The organism is Pedobacter kyonggii (assembly GCF_004310665.1).
GTDB lineage: Bacteria > Bacteroidota > Bacteroidia > Sphingobacteriales > Sphingobacteriaceae > Pedobacter > Pedobacter kyonggii.
This window is the reverse complement of record NZ_SIXF01000025.1, coordinates 1-21451: the sequence shown is the minus strand read 5'-3', so window position 1 is coordinate 21451 and position 21451 is coordinate 1. Positions and strand designations below refer to the sequence as shown.

At 38.6% G+C, this 21451-nt stretch carries 20 protein-coding genes; 9 read left to right on the top strand and 11 right to left on the bottom strand.

Going from position 1 to position 21451, the window contains the following annotated elements; all coding sequences use genetic code 11:
• Positions 1-72: 72 nt before the first annotated feature.
• The 3 genes from EYS08_RS26685 (at position 73) to EYS08_RS19490 (ending at position 2004) form a co-directional block, all read left to right on the top strand.
• Complete coding sequence (locus EYS08_RS26685) at positions 73-267, top strand: DoxX-like family protein (protein ID WP_165456518.1); 195 nt, start codon at positions 73-75, stop codon at positions 265-267.
• A 345-nt stretch (positions 268-612) separates the two neighbouring features.
• Positions 613-1443: an alpha/beta hydrolase family protein gene (locus tag EYS08_RS19495; protein WP_244216001.1), complete on the top strand. Its 831-nt coding sequence runs from the start codon at positions 613-615 to the stop codon at positions 1441-1443.
• 27 nt (positions 1444-1470) lie between these two features.
• Positions 1471-2004, top strand: a complete 534-nt coding sequence (locus EYS08_RS19490) for a hypothetical protein (protein ID WP_131031686.1) — start codon at positions 1471-1473, stop codon at positions 2002-2004.
• Positions 2005-2014: 10 nt separating this feature from the next.
• Here the strand turns inward: EYS08_RS19490 and EYS08_RS19485 are convergent, their stop codons facing one another.
• The 6 genes from EYS08_RS19485 to EYS08_RS19460 form a co-directional block, all read right to left on the bottom strand.
• Positions 2015-3289, bottom strand: a complete 1275-nt coding sequence (locus EYS08_RS19485) for a mechanosensitive ion channel family protein (RefSeq protein ID WP_131031685.1) — start codon at positions 3287-3289, stop codon at positions 2015-2017.
• A gap of 220 nt (positions 3290-3509) precedes the next feature.
• Positions 3510-5486, bottom strand: coding sequence for a (E)-4-hydroxy-3-methylbut-2-enyl-diphosphate synthase (gene ispG, locus EYS08_RS19480; RefSeq protein WP_131031684.1), 1977 nt, complete (start codon positions 5484-5486; stop codon positions 3510-3512).
• Between the two features lie 349 nt (positions 5487-5835).
• Complete coding sequence (locus EYS08_RS19475) at positions 5836-6447, bottom strand: RDD family protein (RefSeq protein WP_131031683.1); 612 nt, start codon at positions 6445-6447, stop codon at positions 5836-5838.
• Between the two features lie 110 nt (positions 6448-6557).
• Entirely contained in the window at positions 6558-7529 is a 972-nt protein-coding gene (locus tag EYS08_RS19470; RefSeq protein WP_131031682.1) for a LiaF transmembrane domain-containing protein, read from the bottom strand.
• Positions 7530-7534: 5 nt separating this feature from the next.
• A complete protein-coding gene (locus EYS08_RS19465; protein ID WP_165456517.1) occupies positions 7535-8230 on the bottom strand; it encodes a PspC domain-containing protein in 696 nt (231 codons plus the stop codon).
• A 19-nt stretch (positions 8231-8249) separates the two neighbouring features.
• A complete protein-coding gene (locus EYS08_RS19460; RefSeq protein ID WP_131031680.1) occupies positions 8250-8939 on the bottom strand; it encodes an SDR family oxidoreductase in 690 nt (229 codons plus the stop codon).
• Positions 8940-9085: 146 nt separating this feature from the next.
• Here EYS08_RS19460 and EYS08_RS19455 point away from each other — a divergent pair, with 146 nt between their 5' ends.
• The 6 genes from EYS08_RS19455 (at position 9086) to msrA (ending at position 13826) form a co-directional block, all read left to right on the top strand.
• Positions 9086-9820 (top strand): MlaE family ABC transporter permease, encoded by a 735-nt coding sequence (locus tag EYS08_RS19455; RefSeq protein ID WP_057932019.1) that lies wholly within the window; start codon positions 9086-9088, stop codon positions 9818-9820.
• A complete protein-coding gene (locus tag EYS08_RS19450) occupies positions 9820-10572 on the top strand; it encodes an ABC transporter ATP-binding protein (protein ID WP_086547603.1) in 753 nt (250 codons plus the stop codon). The genes EYS08_RS19455 and EYS08_RS19450 overlap by 1 nt, the downstream gene beginning before the upstream one ends.
• Before the next feature lie 20 nt (positions 10573-10592).
• Positions 10593-10823 carry a DUF2281 domain-containing protein gene (locus EYS08_RS19445; protein WP_131031679.1) on the top strand — a complete coding sequence of 77 codons (231 nt, stop codon included), beginning with the start codon at positions 10593-10595 and terminating at the stop codon, positions 10821-10823.
• Between the two features lie 100 nt (positions 10824-10923).
• Positions 10924-11805, top strand: coding sequence for a class I SAM-dependent methyltransferase (locus tag EYS08_RS19440; protein ID WP_131031678.1), 882 nt, complete (start codon positions 10924-10926; stop codon positions 11803-11805).
• A gap of 97 nt (positions 11806-11902) precedes the next feature.
• The gene (locus tag EYS08_RS19435) at positions 11903-12952 is read left to right on the top strand and encodes a hypothetical protein (RefSeq protein ID WP_131031677.1); all 1050 of its coding nucleotides are present in this window, start codon (positions 11903-11905) and stop codon (positions 12950-12952) included.
• A gap of 331 nt (positions 12953-13283) precedes the next feature.
• Positions 13284-13826 (top strand): peptide-methionine (S)-S-oxide reductase MsrA, encoded by a 543-nt coding sequence (gene msrA, locus EYS08_RS19430; protein WP_131031676.1) that lies wholly within the window; start codon positions 13284-13286, stop codon positions 13824-13826.
• On the opposite strand, the gene EYS08_RS19425 is transcribed toward msrA, so the two are convergent.
• The 5 genes from EYS08_RS19425 to EYS08_RS26120 all read right to left on the bottom strand — a co-directional run.
• A complete protein-coding gene (locus EYS08_RS19425; RefSeq protein ID WP_131031675.1) occupies positions 13827-14915 on the bottom strand; it encodes an acyl-CoA dehydrogenase family protein in 1089 nt (362 codons plus the stop codon).
• Positions 14916-14946: 31 nt separating this feature from the next.
• The gene (gene pnuC / locus EYS08_RS19420; protein WP_131031674.1) at positions 14947-15567 is read right to left on the bottom strand and encodes a nicotinamide riboside transporter PnuC; all 621 of its coding nucleotides are present in this window, start codon (positions 15565-15567) and stop codon (positions 14947-14949) included.
• 355 nt (positions 15568-15922) lie between these two features.
• Positions 15923-18805: a DNA gyrase/topoisomerase IV subunit A gene (locus EYS08_RS19415; RefSeq protein WP_131031673.1), complete on the bottom strand. Its 2883-nt coding sequence runs from the start codon at positions 18803-18805 to the stop codon at positions 15923-15925.
• Between the two features lie 547 nt (positions 18806-19352).
• Positions 19353-21038 (bottom strand): PNGase F N-terminal domain-containing protein, encoded by a 1686-nt coding sequence (locus EYS08_RS19410; RefSeq protein ID WP_131031672.1) that lies wholly within the window; start codon positions 21036-21038, stop codon positions 19353-19355.
• A gap of 131 nt (positions 21039-21169) precedes the next feature.
• Positions 21170-21451 (bottom strand): hypothetical protein (locus tag EYS08_RS26120; protein ID WP_208745913.1); only part of this gene is annotated, 282 nt, incomplete at its 5' end.

Here is a 21451-nt window from a genome sequence, read left to right as displayed (position 1 = left end):
TTTCTCTGGATTTACGCCCTCTTCTAGGTCCTGGCTGGATGTAACCACTTTTTATCCACTGCAGTATATTACGTGATTATTCCAAAATGGTTGCCTGCACCTGGCTTTTTAATTTATTTTTCCGGAATATTAGAAATTGTTTTAGGGGTTTTATTGTTGATTAAGAAGACCAGAAAACTAGCGGCACTGTTGATTATACTGATGTTGACCGCATTTTTACCGGCACATATCTACCTGATTCCAGGTGGCGCCGTTCATGTTGGGTAAAATACTGGTCACTCCGCTTATTGTTTGGATTAGGCTGCCTTTCCAGTTGTTGTTTGTGGGATGGGCGTGGTATTATTACGCTAAAGAGTAACTTATTATTAAATAATGTATGTTTCTTTTTTTAAAAGCGCAGTCCCAGTAGTAATAGGAAAGGTTCTGTCCTGCTGTACATTTCAATCCTTTTGGATAAAATTTTTAAACAACAATTTACCTATCCAAAAGGGATTTCCATTTCCATCAGGGCTGTTATACTCACAGTTGCGGTCAATACCCTCCTGTTTTAAACACAAAAAATACACAACAAAATAAGATTTCGTAGGTTTATAATCTGTACCAATTCCTTAAATGATGATTACACAAAGCAATTTTAGCCTTAGCGGTTCAGACGGAAAATTAATTATTGGCGATATCACTTTTGATGAAAAAAATCCTAATACGCCCATTGTACTTTTTGTTCATGGCTTTAAAGGCTTTAAAGATTGGGGCGCACACAATTTAGTCGCCAGGTATTTTGCCAGCAATGGCTACCGTTACATTAAGTTCAATTTATCGCATAGTGGTGTGCCAGTTGATGCCCCGAAAGATGTAACCGATATGGATGCCTTTGCCAGCAACACCGTATCAAAAGAACTTTTTGATTTAAATGCGGTACTCGATTTTATCGAAAAAGCGTACGGTAAAGACACAAAGGTGAACCTGATAGGCCATAGCCGCGGTGGTGGATTATCGATTATTGAGGCTGCGAACGATTTAAGGATCAACAAACTGATTACCTGGAGTGCCATTGGCGATTTTGCCAGTCTGTGGAAAAAAGAACAGGAAGCTGAATGGAAAAAAAATGGCAAAATATTCGTGACCAATGCCCGAACGAAAGAGCAGATGCCTTTAAATGTAACCTTACTCGAAGATTTGGAAGAAAATACAGCAGCATTGAATATTTTAGACGCAGCAAAACGCGTAAACATCCCTTGGTTAATTATCCATGGCGATGACGATGTGAATGTTCCTTTTGAAACCGCACAAACTTTGGCAGAGGCTAATCCGAATAGCAGATTGGTTAAAATTGAAGGCGCCAACCATGTGTATGGAGCAATACAACCTTACACCAGCGAAACTTTGCCACCACTTTTGTTTAAGGTCTGTGAAAAGGTAATCACCTTTATAAATGAAGTATAAATTAATTATCTTGGGCCATCATAAATTATGGCTCAAGATAAAATCAACCTTTCTGGCCTCAATCAAGCCATATTTAAAAAGATCTTAATTGGATTAACATTACTTTTCTGTTTTATCATTTTTCTTGACAGTAATTTCTCGCCCGTAAAATCAAATACTGAATTTATTGTTGATTTTGAGGGCTATCGCTCCAAAAACGGAAAGGAACGCATTTTTAGTGTTCAAACCCCTCATGAAAAATATAGGATCCCACCTATACTTTTCAATGAAATAAACGAGAAAGATTCGCTGCTAATCTGTAGATCAAAAATAACCGGCATTATTCTTTATTATGGTTTAAGGAAATCTGACGTAATTATTGTTTGTAAAACCCGGTTTTTTAAGGATGATTTTTTGGGATTAGTTACCAGTACTTTAGGTGTTTTGCTAGCGATAATTCTCTATTTTAACAATAAACTGGCACAAAACGTTACCCTTCAGGGAATTTTAGTCTTTTTGATTATCATTTCTTTGGTTTTCCTAAGAAACTACTTTGGTGGAAATTATTTATGGGAGTTCTAATTTTTCAATACTAATCATCCCCTCTCCTTACAAAATTACGCATATCGCTGCCACTGGGGCTTTGGAAAATTTCGAGGTCGAAGTAAGGAACAGCTGCCAACAAGTGATCAAAAATATCAGCAGCCACTTCTTCAAAACGCTTTAATCCCTTTTCTTTCGAGAATACATAAATTTCTATCGGCAATCCGTTTTCTGTAGCCTGCAACTGGCGTACCATAAAGGTTAAGTCGGTGTTGATATAAGGATTACTCTCCAGGTATTTTTCTGCATAAACCCTAAAAGTACCAATATTGGTCATGTGGCGGCCATTAACCAGATTATTGGGATTTACTGTATTTTCAGCGTTATACCTTTCTATAAAAGCCTGCGTTTCCTTAAGGTAATCTTTCAAAAAATCGATGCTCTGTAATCTCCCGATCAGCTCTTCATCACAGAATTTAATACTCGAAATTTTAATATTAATGTGGCGTTTAATCCTTCTGCCTTCGCTTTCCTCCATCGCCCGCCAGTTCTTAAACGACTCACTAACAATAGCATAACTCGGCACAATGGTTACGGTTTTATCCCAGTTACGCACTTTAATGGTGGTTAAATTGATTTCAGTTACTTCACCATCGGCACCATATTTCTCTACAGTAATCCAATCACCTACCCTAACCAGATCAATAGCACTCATTTGTACCGAGGCAACAAAACCTAGAATCGGATCCCTAAAAACCAGAATAAAAACAGCAGTAACCGCGCCAAACCCACCAAAGACATACAGGGGCGATTCGCCAAGAATAATCGACAGGATGAGCACAAAACCAACAATGTAAAATACAATTTTGGCTACCTGTTTGTAGCTTCTAACGGGTTTATCGGCGTATTTCTTTGATGATTCCATGATGGATACCAAAGCATTCAGAAATGCATTTACAGCAAACATTACTGCTAAAACCATGTAGATTTTAGCAAAAATCAAAGCATAAAATAATCCGTTTTTAAAATCGATAAAAAGATAAGGGACTACGTTATAAATAATGTAGGCGCCAAATATTAGGGCAAATGCCCTGAAAACCCTGAACTCGAACAATGCCTTTTGCCAATCGGATTTGGTTTTAGCACTTTTTACGACAACGATAAAAAGCTGTCGGGTTAAAAATATGGTGATGAACAGAAATAAAATAACACCAAGAAGCCCGATAAAAAAGTAAGCATAAATGAGTTCGCCACCAGCAAGGCCTTTGCCAGCGAGCCAGTTTCTAAGTTCATTAAACAGGGATTGAAACTCCGGGATGTTCATTAAGGCAATTTAGGATTTATTGATCAGAAATTTAAATGGTGCTCTAGTCTTTGTCATTCTGAATGCAATGAAGAATCTGCTGTGAGAATATTGGTGCTGTTAAACTAAGTATTGATATGGCGCAGTAGTTTGTAATTCGGTGCTACAGGATATAGATTCTTCGCCGCGCTCAGAATGACAGTATAGTGGTCTGTGAGGACACAGACCACGGCGCGAATTATTAAACCTTCTCTACCCAGTTGCCATCATCTTTAATGATATCGATCAGTTCATCAAGCGCATAGGCGGTAGTTACATTTTTCTTTACCACTTCTTTACCGCGGTACAGCGTAATTTTATCCGGCCCGGTGCCCACATAACCGTAATCGGCATCGGCCATTTCGCCTGGGCCGTTAACTATACAACCCATGATACCGATTTTTATTCCTTTTAAATGATCAGTACGTGAGCGGATTAACTGTGTGGTTTCTTGTAAATCGAAAAGTGTTCTTCCACAGCTTGGGCAAGAAATATATTCTGTTTTACTGATGCGTGTTCGTGTAGCCTGTAAAATCCCAAAGCTGGTAGAATTAATCAACGAAAGGTTTTGACCTTCTGCATCAATCCATACACCATCTCCAAAACCATCGGTAAATAAGGCGCCAATATCGGTTGCAGCATAAAGCATTAGGTGATCGGCATCTACATCCTGGTAAGTCCTTTTTATAATAACAGGAATCTGGATATTTTTCTCTTGTAAAGCAACAAAAAATGCCCTTTGCTCGGCCATTCCATGTGCTGCAGATGTTTCTAGAATTAATACAACGTTAGTTAACTGGTTAATTGTTAAATTGGTTAACTGTTGCGCATCAACTTCAACAAAGTTCAAAAATTCATCTTTATGATCAGCGCCATTAAATTCTTCTAGCGTAAATAAGGGATGACAATTGTTTTTATCTTGAAGTTTTAGCCAGGTCTGGTAATTGTAAATTTGCTTTAAATTCCCTGGAAAAGAGAAAGACGGCAAATTATCACCTAAAAAGGCCAAATCGCAAGCCTGATCGGCCAAATTATATTTATCTAAACCTGCGCTGTAATTGTAACCAACTGAATTTAAAAAGTAAGGATCTTTTAAGTTTTCTTTCGAAACATCGATCATTACTACCGGATGGTGATGGCCACCGATATGCTGTACAGCTGTGGTAATACGCCGGTTGTACTCGTAGGGGTTATAAGTTGGGAGTTGAGCGTTGGGAGTTGGGAGTTTTGCATGCGGCTCAAAACGCTGAACTCCAAGCTCCAAACTCCTTTTCGAGTACCGGTCTGCCAGGGCTTTAGCAACTGGTGCTTCAAATTCAGGGTCTTCAGTTAAGGAAACACGAATAGTATCGCCCAAACCATCTTCTAATAACGTTCCAATACCAACGGCCGATTTAATACGGCCATCTTCTCCATCACCTGCTTCGGTAACGCCTAAATGCAAAGGGTAATTCATCCCTTCTTTAGCCATGGTTTCTACCAGCAAACGGTACGCCTGAACCATCACCTGGGTATTACTGGCTTTCATTGAGATCACCAGGTTATAATAATTCTGGTCTTCGCACATGCGGATAAACTCCATTGCCGATTCAACCATTCCACGGGGAGTATCGCCATAATGACTCATAATCCTGTCAGAAAGCGATCCGTGGTTAGTGCCAATGCGCATGGCGGTACCATACTCTTTGCAGATTTTAACTAAAGGGATAAATTTTTTGTAAATCCGGCTTAACTCTGCATTGTAAGCGTCTTGTGTATATTCTAGATTCTCGAATTTCTTTTTATCTGCATAATTGCCAGGGTTAACCCTTACTTTTTCTACAATACGCGCAGCCATTTCGGCAGCATTAGGCGTAAAATGGATATCGGCAATTAATGGCACGTTATAACCTCGGAAACGCAGTTCTTTTTTAATATTGGCCAGATTTTCGGCTTCTTTAATGCTCGGTGCGGTGATACGAACATATTCGCAACCAGATTCTACCATTCGGATGGTCTGCGCTACAGTACCCAAAGTATCCATGGTATCGGTAGTCGTCATGGATTGGATCCTGATTGGATTATGCCCTCCCAATGCAATATCACCAATATTCACTTCGCGGGTTAAATACCTCGAATAAGCGGTTAAACTGTTGCAATATCCGCCTGCCAGATCATGTTTTGCCAATATATTTCCCATCTGTTTGCAAAGATAAGGATTGTTGGAATTTTTGATGTTGTAATGTTGTAATTAAATCGGTCTGATTATTCAGAAAAAATCAAAGCTTTTGTTTCTGGAAATGGGAGAGCAGTATTACTTAGCAAATGTAGCCCCGCTCCCGCTTCTGCAGATGGAAATATCGGCATCCCGCTTTGATCGGGTTTATTTTTTGGCGGTGGTGGGTTTGGCATCATTGCACAGGACGAAGTTCATAAACGGGATGGAAGCGGCATCCTTTAGCTGTCAGCCTGAGCGTAGCCGCAGGCCAGCCAAAGATATAGCGTACAGCCCGACTGACGATAAGAGATGCATTGACCCTGCTTTCCAATTAAATTAACCTGTCTTTTATCACCAACGTATTTGCTGCAATATCGTGCCAACACTGGTTTTTCTTATTGAGAAAACTGTAAAGATAACCGAAGAAAACAGGAATTACAGATAAGATTTTAGAAAAATTCCTAACCAGAGAAATGCCAAAAGAAACCTGGCTGCCTTCTAAATCTGTTACTTTGATATTGAGCAGCTTTTTACCAATAGTAGCCTGACTTTTAGACGCTTCAGCAATGCTGCCATAAATGAGCTTAATAATAAATATGGATGGAAGGGGGATTAGAAAAGCCATAATCCGCTGATCTTTACCTTCGATAAAAATATAGCTCGTTAAAATAACAATACTATATATTCCAAAAATAATAAAATGATCAATCACCGATGCCAACAGCCTTTGATCGAAAGCTGCAAAATATTGGGGTGCTGTTTTTTGATAACTAAAACCCAAAAGCTCACGCAATTCGGGAATTGCATGAGCTTCTTTATAATCGTCCATTCCGGGCTTACGTATAAAAGTATTCGCACTGATGTTTAAATCTTTCAGTTCGGTTAAATTGTACGGGCCTTGTGGCTTTCCATTAATTACAACTATATATTGATCAGGATTCATTGGATTGGATCAGGATGATGAGATTTTAGGATTGTAAGATCAGCATTTTATAAAGATTCCGTTAATGAAGTCTTAGCCCTACGCCTTCTACCTTCTAACCTTCCACCTCCCTAGTATCTGCTTACTTCAAAGTTACTCAATCCGCCATCTAAATTGATAAAGATTTTTTTGGCTGAGGTTTTATAGTTTGAAGTTTCGTAAACACCATCGCTCAACTTTTCAAAACCATCGAAATCTTTAGCTGATAAGCCTGTTTTGGTTTTAATCCGGCAACCTGAGTTGGTAGGTACCTTAATTTTCACATCGGCCACCCCAGATTTCACAATTACGTCGGTTATTGGCAATAAATCTCCGAATTTAATATCCAAAGCTGCTGCTCCACCATCAAAGCGGAAGGTGCGCACTTTGTAATTGGCAAAATCAAAGTTTGCTTCGCCAGCGCCCAGTTTCATTAAAATATCCCAGTTGGCTTCCTTATTCAATTTAAAGTTAACATCGTTACCGCCATCACCAAAATTCCACTTGCTCTTTTTATCGTCCATTTGGAAAGTAAGTACAGTGGCACTATCGGTAAGCAATTTCTTTAAAGAGAAGTTACCATGCCTTTTCTTCACATCGGCATTAATCAACTCAGCTGTTTCGCCATCAAGATTAAATGAAATGCCACCTCCAGAAATATTTAACACCGTCTTTTTCGCATTATCTGCAGCTACAAATGGCTCAGACAAACTTAACTGATTATACGAGGTATCACTATCGTTATCATCATCGTCATTATCGTCGATATTAACATCTATATCTTTTTTGAAATGATGCCCCCACCAGTTGCCACGCTCGGGCACTTGCTGTCCTTTATAAAAAAGGAACGATAAAGCAACCACTAAAACGCCAATAGAAATAATACTACCTGTTTGCGAATTGTTTTTATTAAACAGGATATTTAAACCTGCTATAATTAAGAATACCGGCCAAAAGCTCCATACGTTGCGCCAATAAAAATTGATTACGCCAAAGTTTTCGAGTAGAAGTACACCGCCAATAAAAAGCAGGATAATACCCCAAATTAATCTATCTAATTTCATTTTATTTATACTTGAGGGTTAGCGGATGTTGAATTATCATCTTTGTTAGCTGGTGCTGTAGGTTCATTTTCTACAACGGTTTCAGAAAAATCAGCCGTTTTTTGTTGTTCAGCTTCCTGTTGGTGCTGAAAAGCAGCCCAGTCGTTTTTTCTTTTTGATTTGGCTATGATACTTACACCTAAAGCAATAAATATCAATGGCCACATGTACCTGAATAAATTGCGGATACTAAACCAATCGGGTATAAAATCCATTTCGCGCATCAGGAAAAAACACCCTATCACTAGCAAAACCAATCCGCCTATTGTGCGGCCAGTATCGTTAGATTTATTGAATTTATCGAAATTGGGCTGTGTTTCGAAAGGTGTTTTCTGTGTACCATCTACAGGTTGAGTCCAATTCTGGTTTCCCTGATTAGCTGGTCCTGCAAAAGGATCGGCACTTCCAAAGGGTTGTGCATTTGGGTTTTTCTTGCCAAAGTAATCGTTAAATTTGGAGAATCTTGCAGCCGGATCATCATTAACCGGAACAATAATCCACATTACTATATAGGCAACTAAGCCACCTCCAGCCATAAATATAGCCGATAATGCAAACAATAATCTAATTATGGTAACCTCCACCTGCATGTAATCTGCAAGTCCCGAAGCTACACCGGCAATCATCTTATCGTGTTCGTTTCTAAAAAGCTTCTTTTCCATAACGTTGTTCATTTTGTGTTTAAAAATCAAGCGGAGTAATCAAAACCTCGTCTACATTTACCCCTTTACTTAAGTTTAAAATGGTAAATAAAGTTTCTGCAATATCTTCAGGCTGCACAAATTTTTCATCCGGAATTGTTGTTCCTTCCCATGACGAAGTTTTAGTTGAGCCTGGCAAAAATGCAGTTACTTTAACATTGTGAGGTGCTAACTCTTGCCGCAATACATGATTAAGACTTAACATCGCTGCTTTTGTTACACTATAACTGCCTCCATTTTCCACAGGTGCTTTACTGGCCACCGAACAGATGTTGAATATGTGGCCTCGCTTGGCTGAACGCATTTTTTTTCCAAAAAATTTACTGATGTAATAACAGGCATTTGTATTTAAATGCTGCTGCTTTTCGAAGGTTTCGTCATCCTCATCAAGCATGCTGCCAGGCAAAAAGATCCCTACATTATTTACTAAAACAGCTACATGGTCAAAATCTAAGGCGGTCGAATTTAAAAAAGCATACACTTCTTCTTTAACGGAACAATCTGCTACCTGTGTAAAAATAGCATTCCCGTAAGGGGTTAATTCCTGTCGAAGCCTGTCCAGTTCATCTTCTCCCCTTGCTACCAAAACCAAATCGCACCCATTTTGGGCAAATTTAGTCGCAATAGCTCTACCAATTCCTTTAGTTGCTCCTGTTATTACAGCTTTCATTATTTATGGTTTAATTTTTGTTAACAAAAAACCATATTTATATTCAAAACCACGAATATTTTTGCAATTAGCAAAGCGCTCCAACTTTTTTATCGTTTCTTTGTAGTATTATAAATGATCATTTAAATTAAGCAAATACATACGGAATGAATTTTACCAATTTCGGCAGATACATCCTGCTACTCAAGTCTGTATTCAGAAGGCCGGAAAAACTGAAAATATACTTAAAAGAAATCGCCAAACAAATGGATTATGTTGGTGTAGGTTCTTTAGGTTTAATTGCTATTATCTCTACTTTTATTGGTGCAGTAATGACGCTCCAAATTGCTTTCCAGCTGGTTAGTGATTTTATTCCAAAAACAATTATCGGTTCTGTAAACCGCGACTCGAGTATATTAGAGTTAAGTCCAACCATTAGTGCAATTGTACTGGCAGGAAAAATCGGATCGGCCATTTCATCAGAAATTGGTTCGATGCGTGTTACCGAACAGATTGACGCTTTAGAAATTATGGGTATAAATGCACCAGGCTACCTCATCCTTCCCAAAATTATTTCGGGCATAACCATGGTACCCATGTTGGTAATCATTTCCATGTTTTTAAGTATTACCGGTGGATATATTGGCGGTTCTATTTCAGGTGCTGTTACTCCTGCAGAATATATTCAAGGTATAACAACTGATTTTAATCCTTACACCATTACGGTTGCTTTGGTAAAGGCGTTTGTATTTGGTTTCATTATTACATCAGTTCCAGCTTACGAAGGTTTTTATGTTCGTGGTGGTGCTTTAGAAGTTTCGCAAGCCAGTACAAGAGCAGTTGTAATTAGCTGTATTTCTATTCTTGTTTGCGATTATTTAGTTACTCAACTTTTATTGTAATGATCGAAATTAAAGATATTTATAAATCTTTCTCTGGAAATGATGTATTACAAGGCATTTCTGGAAAGTTTGAAGAAGGTGTAACCAATTTAATTATCGGTGGTTCCGGATCTGGAAAAACAACCTTACTGAAATGTATGGTGGGTTTACATCAGCCAGATTCGGGCTCGGTTTTGTATGATGGCCGGGATTTTACACCGATGACCTACGAGCAGCGTATTGAAGTGCGTAAAGAAATTGGCATGTTGTTTCAAGGCTCTGCCCTGTTCGATAGTATGACTGTTGAAGAAAATATTATGTTTCCTTTAAACATGTTTACTGATCAGAGTAGAAAAGAAAAGCTTGAAAGAGTTGATTTTTGTTTGGAGCGCGTAAACCTTGCAGGTAAAAATAAATTATTCCCGGCAGAATTATCGGGTGGAATGAAAAAACGTGTAGGTATTGCACGTGCCATTTCTATGAACCCGAAGTATTTGTTCTGTGATGAGCCGAACTCAGGCTTAGATCCAAAAACGTCAATCGTAATTGATGAATTGATCCAGGAAATTACCGAAGAATACAAAACTACAACTATTGTTGTAACACATGATATGAACTCGGTTATGGGTATTGGCGATTATATTTTATTCCTACACGAAGGAAAAAAATTCTGGGAAGGCAGCAACAAAGAAATTGCACATACCGATATTAAAGAACTAAACGATTTCGTATTCGCCAGCCGCTTCATGAAGGCTGCTAAAGATAAGTTTTAAGAAAATTCTTATATTTGTATATGACTACGGCTACAAAAAATATCATTCACAAATTGGAAACCTTACCAGAAAGCATGGTAAACGAGGTAGAAGATTTTATTGATTTTCTAAAAGCTAAACACTCAAAGAGCTTTCCTAAATCGGCAAGTGAAAAAACAAATATTGTTGAAGAACCAAAAAGCTTATATGGCGCTGCAAAAGGTTTATTTATCATTCCTAAAGATTTTAATGATCCGATAAATTTCTACTAAATAAAATCGTTATTGCGAGGCACGAAGCAATCTTCTTCTGTATATTTATCGCATTAAGATTGCTTCGTGCCTCGCAATGACGGACTATACATAATAATACATGATACAATTACTTGCCCCAACCCACTGGAAAGATTACGAACTGATTGATTGCGGGGATTTTGAAAAATTAGAACGTTTTGGAAATGTAACCCTTATCCGTCCTGAACCTCAGGCGGTATGGAAAAAAACATACTCAGAACAGGATTGGAAAAAAACGGCCAACATTACTTTCAGAGGCCGTTCGGCTACCTCTGGCGAATGGGTAAAGAAAAACCAATCTATTCCTGATCGTTGGCATGTAGAATATAAAAATGATGAAGTGGCCATTAAACTCCGCTTAGGTTTAACCTCTTTCAAACATGTAGGTGTATTCCCTGAGCAGGCAGTAAACTGGGATTTTATATCTTCGTCAATTAAAAAATTTAAAACACCACAGCCTAAAGTTTTAAATCTTTTCGCTTATACTGGTGCGGCATCGCTAATTGCAAATGCAGCTGGCGCCGAAACTACTCACGTAGATTCGATTAAACAGGTTGTTACCTGGGCAAATGAAAACCAAGAGCTTTCAGGATTGAAAGATACCCGTTGGATGGTAGAAGATGCCTTAAAGTTTGTAAAAAAAGAATTAAAAAGAGGCAAAAAATACAACGGAATCATTTTAGATCCTCCTGCTTATGGCCACGGTCCTAATGGCGAAAAATGGAAACTGGAAGATCATATCCAGGAAATGATGCAGGATGTGGTACAGTTGCTGGATGAAAAAGAACATTTCTTAATCCTAAATACTTATTCATTAGGTTTTTCGTCGGTAATTGTCGAAAACTTAATCCGCACCTCATTCCCATCTGTTCAAAACCTCGAAACTGGAGAACTGTTTCTACAGGCTACTTCGGGCATTAAATTGCCATTGGGTGTTTTTGGCAAATTCTGTAATGTGTAAATGTTGATTACTTTATTTTAAACTACGAGATTTCCATCCTACTTTCATCAAAACAGATCCGGAAAAAGTCTAAACTTTAATTATCTATATAATATCTATGAAATTTCCTCAATTAGCAGGCACACTAATACTTGGTTTTGCCGCAATCAGCTTATTTGCCAACTGTAATTCAGACGGTAAGAGCAGTGGCGGTATCGGTAAAATCTTTTCTTCTGATTCAACTAAAAAGAAAACGGACTCAACGGTAAACGTAATGAAACCGGTTGATCCAAAGCTTTACGATTCGCTGGTGAAAAAACTGGCAAACGGAGATACTACCGGAAGATGGCCAGTAAAAAAACAACCATATCCTTTAGCGGGAGCTATTTTACCTTTTAAACGCATAGTTGTTTATTATGGAAACCTGCATTCGAAAAAAATGGGAGCACTTGGCGAATATGCACCTAAAGAAATGTGGAAGCGCTTAAATGCTGAGGTTAAACATTGGGAAAAAGCTGATCCTACTACCCCAGTACAACCAGGATTACACTATATTGCTGCAGTAGCAAGTGGAACACCGGGGAAAGATGGAAAATACATCAACAGAATGGGCAATAAACAGATTGATTCTGTTTTAAAAATCGCCAAAATGCAACCTAACACAATTGTATTTTTAGATCTTCAGGTAGCGTTAAGCACGATAAAAGCAGAGCTACCCCATATTGCAAAATACCTTGAATTACCATACGTTCACCTAGGTATCGACCCAGAATTTTCAATGAAAGACGGATCACTGCCAGGCAAAAGGATCGGCACCTACGATGCTGCCGACATTAATTATGTAACCGGATATTTGGCTGATATTGTTAAAAAATACAATTTGCCCCCAAAAGTATTTGTACTGCACCGTTTTACAAAGAAAATGGTAACCAATTCACCTAATATTAAATTACGTCCTGAGGTTCAAGTTGTGATGCACATGGACGGATGGGGTGAGCCTGAATTGAAAAAAGGTACCTACCGCCACTTTATACAGGGCGAGCCAGTGCAGTTTACAGGCTTTAAATTGTTTTACAAAAATGATTTAAAGAAAGATCCGAAGCGTTTGATGACTCCAGAAGAGCTGTTAAAGCTTACACCAAAGCCGATATATATTCAATATCAATAAAATTGAAGCCTGTAATTACGATTACAGGCTTTTTTTTTCATGCTATACAGGATACATTATGTGATGTATTTATCAATTCCGTTTAGTTAATTTTTAACCACAGATGCACGCAGATAAACATGGATTCTTATATCTGTGTGTACTCTTTTTATCTGTGGTTAATTAAGATTACCTAATCTCAAGGGCATTGAAGTATTTATCCTAAAGTGCTGTCTAAACAGCATCTACTTAAAACTTATAGGAATAATCGGTATCCAACCAATCTTTAATATCAAAAAAATGTCTTTTTTTGATTGATCTAAAAATTGGAATAGATTTATATATGTAGGATATGCAAATAGCAACATTTGGCGGAGGCTGCTTTTGGTGCACCGAAGCCGTTTTTCAGACGTTAAATGGAGTAAGCCAGGTTACATCAGGCTACATGGGGGGAGATTTAAAACATCCTACCTATATGGAAATTTGTAACGGCGATACCGGACACGCAGAAGTAATTCGAATCTCATTCGATGAAAGTATTATTTCATTCAATGAGCTTTTATTGGTATTCTTTAAAACCCACAATCCAACAACTTTAAATAGGCAGGGTAATGATGTTGGCACGCAATACCGCTCGGTGGTTTTTTATGAAAATGAAGATCAGAAAAAGCAGACGGAGAAAATGATCGAAGATTTAACCCAACAACATATTTTCGATAAACCCATTGTAACAGAAGTTTCTCCTATAGCCGAATTTTATGAGGCTGAAGATTATCATCAAAACTATTTTAGCAACAATCAGGGGAAACCTTATTGCGCATTTGTGATACAGCCCAAACTGAATAAGTTTGCTACTGATTTTAAAGATAAAATTAAACCAGAGCTTTTGGAATAATTAAATTTCAAAGGTAAGTAAAGCATGTTGGCTTGCTGTATGAATGTCTCTCCAAACCCTATTAATTTCCGACTCTTTTTTTGCAGCATCTAAGCCACAGTATGGAAATAAAGTAGCTGCCGATTTCCAACAGGCATGGGCCAATTTACGACTGATTGAACTCACCTCCATTAAGGTATCCTCATTAATTTCGCCATCACCCATTAACTGATTCCAGGACTCCTCAAACGCATCGTAGAATTTTGCACGAAGGTTTAATACTTCTTCTCTACAACGATTAAGTTCGCCATTAAAAAACAAAATTTGTGCCTCGCTATACCTCCCTAATCCAGAACGCGAATAAAAAGATTGTTCTACCAGTTTAATAAAATGATTGGTCATTCCTAAACTATTTACTGTTAACGTGGTTTCTGCGAGCTGTAAAAAGGGATAATCAAAGCCAGAATCTGCTACTTCAATATGCTGGTTAATTTTAAAGGTCCTATTTTCGTCAACGTTTAAATCGCAAACTTCAAAAGCATGACTGCCTGTTGCAATTAAACCAAAGTAAGACCATCCGGGTAAAATATTTACTTCCTCCTTTTTAAGGATAAATGATTTTATTTCAGGTTCTCCGTTTTCATCCAAAATATCATCACCATTTTCATTTTTAAGCGTGCAGTTGGCTGTAAATATAGTGGCGTGCAATGCCCCGCTGGCATAGCTCCATTTTCCATTAAGCAGATACCCCCTTTGCGTTTTAATGGCCACCCCACCAACAGCACCACTCCCGGCAAAACAAACTTCACGATCGGCAAAAATCTCTGCAGCCAATTCAGGATTTAAAAACCCGGCAAACCAGCCTGCACCGGCACAAAGTGTAATGGTCCAGCCTAAACTTCCATCGGCTTCAGCCAATTCTTCTTCCAATCTTAAAATTTCAGGAAGTTTTTTGTTTGGTCCCCCATAAATTTCTGGTACAAAAAGCTTAAACCAGTTTTTCCGATAGGCAAGTTCTAAAATTTCGGGATGAAGTTTACCCATTTCTTCAGAAATTGCTGCATAAGCTTTTACTTTTTCCCGCCAGGTAGTGGTTAATGTTTCTTGCATGATTATTTTTTTGCTTTGCGTAGGAAGGCAATTAAGCCAATTTAAGTCTGCTTTTGTTAATGATCTTCTTCCAGTCTAAAAACCCAAATATGGCTACAGTGAACAAAAACGTAGTTAAACAGGCCATAAGTGGAAGCTTTTTATGAAAAAGCAATGGAATGGCCACAATATTCGAAATATTCAGGAATATCCAGTTTTCTATTTTACGCTTGGCTAACAACCACATACCTGCCCATGCTGTTGAGGATACAAAGGCATCAAAAACAGGTACATCCGAATCAGTATAATGCCTCAATACAAGATAAAGTACGCCGAAACCAATCACAGAAATTAAAATAGCAATGGTTAATTCTTTATTGCTCGACCATGAAACCTGGTTTTCACCGTCCTGTTTTCTTTTCTTCCAGATTATCCAGCCATAAACACTCATCACCAGATAATAAATGCTCAGCAAGGTTTCTGCATACAGCTTTACATTTAAGAGTAGAAACATTGATAACAGGATCGAAATTATTCCTGTTGGATAAAGCCAGATACTATTCTTCTTCGCCAGTAAAACTTCAGATACTCCAAAACCCACAGCCAGCCATTCGATTAATGAGGTGTGTAAAATCTGCTCCTGAAAAAGCTTAAACCAATCTTGAAAATTCATTTACAATAATTTGCCTCGCGGCCGGTAAAAATGATTAGATACCGTTTTCGGGGCGAAACAGTTTTGTAAATTTTAACCTCTTCCTACGACGGCATTACCCGCATCAGGTTCATTAGAAGGTGTAAGGTTTGAGGTATAGGATGTAAGGTTAAACCCTATACCTTAAACCTTTTGGCTTAAACCTCTAAATGGGTATAATCTCAGCAAATTGATGGCAACAGAAATTGCAGAATCAAAAAGCACCCCTTTGAGCAAGGCAAATATAGGTTTAAAAATGAAATGTTTTGATTGAAATGTGAAGAGTTGTCAACTTTCTTGCCACCAGGCCATTAAAGTTGACAACTCTCAAATCTATTTAGAATAACCCCAACTGCCCTTTATCATCAATATCGATATCGTCAGGATTAGTGATCTCGAAATCTATCTTTTTGGCAGGTTTTTCTTCTGCTTCGGATTTATCTCCGGTTTTGACTTCGTCTTTTTTAACAGGTTCGGCTTCTGGCTTAGGTTTTTCTACCACTGGCTTCTCTACCGCAACAGGTTTTTCTTGCTTCACCACAGGCACTTCTTTGCGTTCGAACTTTGGTTTTGGCTGCACTACAACAGGTTTATCTATTACCTCTTCCAGCACTTCTGGTTCTGTTACCGTTTCCTCGTTCGCAATTGCTTCTTCTTCACCTCCTGTTTCTCCACCATCCTCGTCCTCCTCAATTGCTGCTTCCTCAACCGCTTCAATTTCTATCTCAGGCTCTTCTAATATCACTTTTTGAACATCATGTGGTGAGAGTCTATTGCCATTTGCCTTTAGTCCTTTAACATCAATCAGTTCTGCTAAGGTTAAATCCAATGTTTCCGGAATTTGGGTTTTACCCTTTAAAACATCAACAATAATTTTTGCTGCCGGATTTGAAGTAAGGAACAACAACCTCGATTTCTGCTCTTCACTAATGAAAATGGTTTTCCTACCATTAGCTTGCAGTTCGAATGCAAAACGTTTAATAAAATAATTTTGTGCCTTGCCTTCAAAATGGACCGCAGCAAAAATCTTCTCCGGATCAAACTTCTGGATCAAGATCAGGCCATCATCAAAGTGGTTACTCAATTCGAAAGAACTTAACTCATAGAAGCCATCTTTGTGTACCTGTAAAATGCGGTCGTCGCCATCAAATTCACCCAGGTATTTTCCACGGCCATCAACATTTAAGCGTTTTAATAAATCATCATACCAGATTTTTAGTCCCGATAAGGTAGAAACGCCTTTACTCTTCAGGATGATTTTTTTAACCGGATATTTCGAAATGATATTCCCCTGCGAACCACGCCCTTTAATGGCAACTTCTGCAAAATCCTGATCGAACTGAAGTTTGCGCAATTTAGAGTGCGGTTTTAATGCAACATTCACAATCTCCGCTTCTCCGTTCGGGTTGGCAGTAAAATATAAAACCTTCGACCCTTTCGATCCCTTGGTTAAATCGTATTCCTTATCACGTGTTACCCCAACTACGGCAAACCTTTTAATATACGAAGTTCCACTTGCACCGTCTTTATAAACCATGTTGTAAATGGTACGCTCATCGTTTTTCTTAAATACCTGGGCGTGTATAATGCCTTTACCTACAAAGGTTTTATCGGCCACCTTGGTAATGATGCATTTACCATCTTCACGAAAAACAATTACTTCATCTATATCCGAACAATCGGCTACAAATTCATCCTTACGTAAACCCGATCCGATAAATCCATCCTCACGGTTCATGTATAGTTTAACGTTCGCCAATGCTACTTTCGAAGCCTCTACCCGATCAAATAAACGGATTTCGGTTTTACGCTCCCTCCCCTTTCCGTATTTATCTTTCAGTTTCTGGTACCAGGCAATGGCATAATCGGTAAGGTGTTTTAAATGATTTTTAACCACTTTAATTTCATCTTCCAGATTTTTCATCTGCTCATCGGCCTTTTTCACATCAAAACGGGTGATGCTACTCATTGGCTTATCAATCAGCTTCTTAAAATCCTCAGGTAAAATTTCGCGGTAAAGCGACGGTTTAAACGGTTCAAATAGAATGTGTAATACCTCAACTACGGTATCAAAATTGGTTGAGTTTTCATATTCAGGATTTTTGTACATCCCCTCCTGAATAAATATTTTAAGTAAAGAACTAAAGAAAATCTTCTCCTGTAACTCGTGCAGGCGAATCTCCAGCTCTCTTTTTAGTAAATTTTTAGTATGTTTTGTATTTTCAATCAGGATATCGTTCACACTCAAAAAGAGTGGTTTATCACCTTGAATAATACAGGTGTTTGGCGAAATCGACACCTCACAGGCGGTAAAAGCATACAGTGCATCAATGGTTACATCAGGCGAAATACCCGGTGCCAGGTGCACTACAATTTCTACATTGGCCGCTGTGTTATCCTCAATCTTTTTGATTTTGATTTTACCTTTATCATTGGCCGATAAAATACTATCAATAACAGAACCTGTGGTGGTACTGAACGGGACTTCGCTAATAACCAAAGTCTTTTTATCCTTCTCGGTTATTTTTGCGCGCACACGGATTTTACCGCCACGTTGCCCTTCATTATAATTCGAAAAATCGGCCATACCACCCGTAAAGAAATCGGGCAATATATTTGGGCGCACACCTTTCAGCGCATCTATCGAGGCATCCAACAATTCGATAAAATTGTGTGGCATTACCTTGGTAGCCAAACCCACGGCAATCCCCTCAGCACCCTGTGCCAATAACAAAGGGAATTTAACCGGTAAAGTTATTGGCTCGTTATTACGCCCATCGTAACTTAACTGCCACTCGGTAGTATCAGGATTAAACACCACATCGTTGGCAAATTTTGATAAACGTGCCTCGATATAACGTGGTGCCGCAGCACTATCGCCAGTAACCGGATCGCCCCAGTTACCCTGCATATCAATCAATAAATCTTTTTGACCGATCTGCACCATCGCATCGCCAATAGATGCATCACCATGCGGGTGATATTTCATGGTGTTACCGATTACGTTGGCTGCCTTATTAAAACGCCCATCATCCATCTCTTTCAAAGAGTGCATAATGCGTCGCTGAACAGGCTTTAGCCCATCGTTAATGTGCGGAACTGCCCTATCGAGAATTACATAAGACGCATAATCGAGAAACCAGTTTTCGTATAAACCGTTGATTGGGGTTATGGTATGTTTGTGCTCTTCGTTTACGTTTTGATCTAATTCTTCACTCATTTATTTACAAAAATTGGCAGCCGTAAATATAATAAAAATGATTTCATAGAATGAAGAGAGGTTATTCACATTTCGAGATGGGAAATTTGTTAAAAAACAAAGGCAAGGTGCGTTTTGCTTAGCTCTTGCCGTCATTCCCGCGCAGGTGGGAATCTTAATGCTTGGATATTATAAAATGATTTCTCATCCTATCGGCTGGTATCTCACCTGCCGAAATCTAAATTTGTTTGTGTTGATTTGGAAAGCAGGGTTCCGTAGGTTTTGTTTAATGTTTCCTCCGGCTTTCCGATGCGATCTTTTCTGCCCTCTTGCCCGCCGCTTATGGCAGCAAAAAGGATCTCCCCTTCAATCCGGTTTAGAAAAATAGTTTTGAGGCACTATTGAGGGTTGCAGGATATATAGAACTACCCGCAGCCGATTTTTAAAATTAGCGGGATCAACAACAAATTATAAGTTATTTGAGCTTATATTCTCTTAAATGCCTTATATGGTAAAAAAGAGGCAAGAAAAAGATCCTTCACTGCGTTCAGGATGACAAATCATTTTATTATTCCACCCCCAACAGCACGCCCGAAACATTCCATGCGCTTGAGCTCGAACCTTCTGGCTTGCCCATCGGGATGGTGACTTTTATGGTATGCGGTCCGGCTTTTAAATCGCCTAAACTTATCCATTCGGGATTGGTAACTGTGCCTGGGCACCAGTTAGAACGGCTTAAATCTGACGAGGAAAGACCACTTTCAAAATTACCTGAAGCAGGATTCGATAATCGGTACGAACCGCAATCCTGGCGCCATGGTATAAAAGCGAATGTTTCTTTTTCATCCAGCCAGATGGTGTTTTTCCGTGGTACAAACTCATCGCCATTTCCCCAGCCACCATGACCTGTTGTAATGTAGCGCAGTTTTGCATCTTTAAGGTTTTTTGCTAAGGTAAAAGAAACTTCTAAACCCTTATCGCTGCTGAACATAGTTGCGTACTCCTGTCCAGCCATTTCCATTACATTGGTCGAATTAAATAAAGGCAAAATCACTTCTTTGGCTTCTTTTTGTCTTCCGTCATTATGCAGTGTAATGTTTAAAGAAACTTTATGGCCACCTTTATCATAGTTGCCAATAAAAACGGCTATCCAGGCTTCCTTGCCATTTACCAGCGGAAACAATTCCGAAACATCTTGTCTATAGTAAACTTTTTCTGCCCAATTTTTATCCTTTAATTTTAAAGTATTGTATTTACCAACACCAAAAGGGGTAAAAAAGCGCATCAACTCTATAACAGGATTATAATTTGCTGTGGCGACAACACCCTGGTATTTCTTCCCATTTCCGTTATCGTAAACAGGCAGGTCTTTAACAGAATTTTTAAGTGCATCCATTAAACTGATCTGTTTATCGGTTGGGATGATAAATACTGATCCTGTTCTGTCGTAGGCATCGCCGTTCGATTGTTCAGTTAAATCGACAAAAACATTGGGGTTGGACTGAAGCTCAGGAAATTTAACTTTCCTTGCAATCACAGTCCCTCCCGCAAAGCGGAATACAGAATCGTTCGATTGTGGTTTATCTATAAAATTAATCGTTTCATTATTAAAAACACTTAACGTGGTAAACCTGCTTTTCCAAAGCAAATCTTTATACGTTAATCCATCAGTGAGCTTAGCACTTATTTTTTGCAGATCGATCGGTTTCGAATTTTTAACTTCTTCAATTTTGGTAGCCGTTACAAAGCTATTGCCATTGCGCACCTGCTCTAAAACCAAACCGAGGTTCTGTCCCAAACTGGTTGGTGCAGCTTTTATACCGGCATCAGTGGTGTACCATAAATCTATTCTATTGGAGTTAACAACCGTGGTAGCCTTTTTGCAGGTATAACCCAAAATCACTTTGCTTTCGTTGCTAAACTCAAAAGTTTGCTTGCCAATTGCAAGACTATCGGCAGTTGCAATCTGCTTATCTATGCCTAAATCGGCAACCTGAAACAAAATTTGTGCTGGCTTGGCAACAATGCTTTGTTCGTAAGGATACTTTGCTTTATGACCGAGAATAGCAGCATTGCTAATTAAATTCTGACTTGCTGAAGCCACTACCACAGTTGAATTACGGTCTTCCTTAGGCTTCCCATCAGCTGAACGGAAGTAAACTATTTTATAAACCGCATTCTTTTTAAGTACGCCTTGGGCTTGCAGGTTAAAAGAAATAAAAATTGAGAAAATAAGGATGTAAAGTTGTTTCATTATGGTTAAAAAACCCAAATATAAGTATAAAAGTCGGAGGTCCGAGGTCGGGAGTTGGAAGGAAGAATTACATTCTAATAGAAAAGTCGTCATTGCGAGGAGGAATCCCGAATGTTCGCATTAGCGTCAAGTTAAGCTGAAAATAGTTGGCTTAAATTAATTCTGTGGTTTCTTTTTTCATATTTACAGTACTTATCTATAATATCTCTGAACTGTTTTCTACCTGTAGCGATTACCTCTTTCATGTTCAATACAAAGAACTTTACACATTTGATCAAGCTAACGGAGCCTTTGGCATATCTGACAACTGGCAAAAATATTTTTTGCATAAACAGGCATATAAACATCAACAGGAGGTATATATTCGTGCTAATCCGTTTTTCATTGGTACAGCCATTATGTAGCAACTGCTG

Excerpts from the sequence above, each read along its gene's own strand:
- EYS08_RS19495 (WP_244216001.1), top strand. The coding sequence starts at position 613 with ATGATGATTACACAAAGCAATTTTAGCCTTAGCGGTTCAGACGGAAAA.
- EYS08_RS19490 (WP_131031686.1), top strand. The coding sequence starts at position 1,471 with ATGGCTCAAGATAAAATCAACCTTTCTGGCCTCAATCAAGCCATATTT.
- EYS08_RS19485 (WP_131031685.1), bottom strand. The coding sequence starts at position 3,289 with ATGAACATCCCGGAGTTTCAATCCCTGTTTAATGAACTTAGAAACTGG.
- ispG (WP_131031684.1), bottom strand. The coding sequence starts at position 5,486 with ATGGGAAATATATTGGCAAAACATGATCTGGCAGGCGGATATTGCAAC.
- EYS08_RS19475 (WP_131031683.1), bottom strand. The coding sequence starts at position 6,447 with ATGAATCCTGATCAATATATAGTTGTAATTAATGGAAAGCCACAAGGC.
- EYS08_RS19470 (WP_131031682.1), bottom strand. The coding sequence starts at position 7,529 with ATGAAATTAGATAGATTAATTTGGGGTATTATCCTGCTTTTTATTGGC.
- EYS08_RS19465 (WP_165456517.1), bottom strand. The coding sequence starts at position 8,230 with ATGGAAAAGAAGCTTTTTAGAAACGAACACGATAAGATGATTGCCGGT.
- EYS08_RS19460 (WP_131031680.1), bottom strand. The coding sequence starts at position 8,939 with ATGAAAGCTGTAATAACAGGAGCAACTAAAGGAATTGGTAGAGCTATT.
- EYS08_RS19455 (WP_057932019.1), top strand. The coding sequence starts at position 9,086 with ATGAATTTTACCAATTTCGGCAGATACATCCTGCTACTCAAGTCTGTA.
- EYS08_RS19450 (WP_086547603.1), top strand. The coding sequence starts at position 9,820 with ATGATCGAAATTAAAGATATTTATAAATCTTTCTCTGGAAATGATGTA.
- EYS08_RS19445 (WP_131031679.1), top strand. The coding sequence starts at position 10,593 with ATGACTACGGCTACAAAAAATATCATTCACAAATTGGAAACCTTACCA.
- EYS08_RS19440 (WP_131031678.1), top strand. The coding sequence starts at position 10,924 with ATGATACAATTACTTGCCCCAACCCACTGGAAAGATTACGAACTGATT.
- EYS08_RS19435 (WP_131031677.1), top strand. The coding sequence starts at position 11,903 with ATGAAATTTCCTCAATTAGCAGGCACACTAATACTTGGTTTTGCCGCA.
- msrA (WP_131031676.1), top strand. The coding sequence starts at position 13,284 with ATGCAAATAGCAACATTTGGCGGAGGCTGCTTTTGGTGCACCGAAGCC.
- EYS08_RS19425 (WP_131031675.1), bottom strand. The coding sequence starts at position 14,915 with ATGCAAGAAACATTAACCACTACCTGGCGGGAAAAAGTAAAAGCTTAT.
- pnuC (WP_131031674.1), bottom strand. The coding sequence starts at position 15,567 with ATGAATTTTCAAGATTGGTTTAAGCTTTTTCAGGAGCAGATTTTACAC.
- EYS08_RS19415 (WP_131031673.1), bottom strand. The coding sequence starts at position 18,805 with ATGAGTGAAGAATTAGATCAAAACGTAAACGAAGAGCACAAACATACC.
- EYS08_RS19410 (WP_131031672.1), bottom strand. The coding sequence starts at position 21,038 with ATGAAACAACTTTACATCCTTATTTTCTCAATTTTTATTTCTTTTAAC.